3 protein-coding genes and 1 pseudogene are annotated in these 1,850 nt (G+C 69.4%); 2 read left to right on the top strand and 2 right to left on the bottom strand.

The window, feature by feature from the left end:
• Window positions 1-6 precede the first annotated feature (6 nt).
• Window positions 7-303, bottom strand: coding sequence for an antibiotic biosynthesis monooxygenase (locus tag RMO85_RS18085; RefSeq protein ID WP_310530112.1), 297 nt, complete (start codon window positions 301-303; stop codon window positions 7-9).
• A 52-nt stretch (window positions 304-355) separates the two neighbouring features.
• Between RMO85_RS18085 and RMO85_RS18080 the strand changes: the two genes are divergently transcribed.
• Window positions 356-697, top strand: coding sequence for a metalloregulator ArsR/SmtB family transcription factor (locus RMO85_RS18080; RefSeq protein ID WP_310530111.1), 342 nt, complete (start codon window positions 356-358; stop codon window positions 695-697).
• 3 nt (window positions 698-700) lie between these two features.
• Window positions 701-1,207, top strand: a complete 507-nt coding sequence (locus RMO85_RS18075; RefSeq protein ID WP_310530109.1) for an SRPBCC family protein — start codon at window positions 701-703, stop codon at window positions 1,205-1,207.
• A gap of 58 nt (window positions 1,208-1,265) precedes the next feature.
• Here the strand turns inward: RMO85_RS18075 and RMO85_RS18070 are convergent.
• Window positions 1,266-1,850, bottom strand: a pseudogene (locus RMO85_RS18070) (hypothetical protein); the annotation flags it as partial.

Below are 1,850 nucleotides of genomic sequence, written 5' to 3'. Positions count from 1 at the left end.
CCCGCGTCAGGCGGTCGACACCGTCTCGAGATGCTCCACGACCGGGAACGGCTCGTAGAAGTGGTGCAGCAGCGCGCGCCACTCCTGGTACTCGGCGGATCCGCGGAACCCCTCGGTGTGGTCCTCGAGTCGCTCCCCGTGCACGAGGAGCAGGTAGGCCGACGGCCGCTCCAGGCGGCGGGACAACGTCAGGTCGGCGAAGCCGGGCATCGCCGCGATGATTCGCTTCGCCCGGTCGAAGGCCAGCTCGAATTCGGCCTCGCGGCCGGGGGTGACGGACAGGACGGCCTGTTCGAGGATCATCGGGAGATCCTGCCATCCTTGACGCATACCTATATAGGCATATGATTGCCCTATGGCACGAGCAGCGACGACGTCGGACGTGTTCAACGCGATCGCCGAGCCACAGCGCCGGGAGATCCTGGTGCTGCTGCGGGCGGGTGAGCGGCCCGTGACCGAGCTGGCCCGGGAGCTCGGGATGACCCAGCCGGGGGCGTCCAAACACCTGCGAGTGCTCCGGGAGGTCGGGCTGGTGCGGGACCGCAAGGCAGGCAAGCAGCGCGTGTACGGCCTGGACGCGCACGGGCTGCGACCCGTCCACGAGTGGGCCGGCACGTTCGAGCAGTTCTGGGACGAGAGCTTCGACCGTCTGGACGCCTACGTGCAGGACATGAAGCAGACAAGGCAGGAGGAGTAGCTGATGAGCACGACAGGACCAGGCGCCCCGGCGCAGTCCGCGACGGCCGGCCGCGAGATCGTGATCTCCCGGGTCATCGACGCCCCCCGGGAGCTGGTGTTCGAGGCTTTCACCGAGGTCCGGCACCTGTCGCGGTGGTGGGGGCCGGAGGGCTTCACCACCACGACCCGAGCATTCGAGTTCCGCGTCGGCGGGGAGTGGGACTTCGTGATGCACGGACCGGACGGGACGGACTACGCCGAGTGGATCACCTGGGCCGAGATCGCCCCGCCGGCGCGGATCGCGCTCCTCCACGGTGAGTCCCGCGGTGATCCGAACACCTTCGAGTCCGTCCTGACGTTCGAGCCCGACGGCGCGACGACCCGGATCGAGATGCGCACGGTGTTCCCCACCAAGAAGCTGCGCGACGAGGCGGTCGAGAAGTACCACGCGATCGAGGGCGGTCAGCAGACGCTGCGCAACCTGGCCGCGTACGTCTCCGAGATCGCTCGATCGGGAGCGGAGGGCTGATGGCCGGGAGGTGTTCCTCAGCGTGTCGATGTCGCTCGTCGGGCGATGCGGAGCATGGTCAGAGCTTTCCGCCGCCTGGAGCGTTGGCTCCATTCGTGGTCTGGTTGACGTAGGCCTCGGCGAGGCTCTTCTTGTTGTGCGAGGTCGACCGCTCGTGGGTCATGCTGCGGTGTCGATCCACGATCGCCTCGAACCCGCCGGCCTCGTGCACGGGCACGTAGCGATCGCCCAGGCGGACCATCCGGACCTTCGGCTCCTTGCCACCGGCAAGGCGGCGGGCATCGGCAGCGCAGACGGACACGGCGCGGGCCACGCCGGACGGCGGCGTCCACTGGACGTCGCGCATGCTCGGGCCGTGGCGCGGGTCGAAGAAGCACGGCTCGCGGCGCTCGGGCACAGGCTCGCCGGCCGCCAGGGCGAGCACCGCTGCCCGGTGGTAGCGCGCGTCGGCCAGCAGCTGTTCGGCGCCGAGGATGTCCTCCACGCTGGTGGAGCCGCGAACCTTGTCCTTGACCTGCTCGTAGTGCTCGAGAGCTCGCCGGTAGTGGTGCGCGGACTCGTCGCCCAGGTCGCTGGCCAGCGTGTCGACGTGGAGCTCGGCGAGCTGCTCGCCCAGGTCGGTCACGTCGTCGTCGGCCAGCTT

It is taken from the genome of Nocardioides sp. (assembly GCF_031422975.1).
GTDB lineage: Bacteria > Actinomycetota > Actinomycetes > Propionibacteriales > Nocardioidaceae > Nocardioides.
This window is presented reverse-complemented; position numbering and strand designations above follow the sequence as displayed.

Excerpts from the sequence above, each read along its gene's own strand:
- RMO85_RS18085 (WP_310530112.1), bottom strand. The coding sequence starts at position 303 with ATGATCCTCGAACAGGCCGTCCTGTCCGTCACCCCCGGCCGCGAGGCC.
- RMO85_RS18080 (WP_310530111.1), top strand. The coding sequence starts at position 356 with ATGGCACGAGCAGCGACGACGTCGGACGTGTTCAACGCGATCGCCGAG.
- RMO85_RS18075 (WP_310530109.1), top strand. The coding sequence starts at position 701 with ATGAGCACGACAGGACCAGGCGCCCCGGCGCAGTCCGCGACGGCCGGC.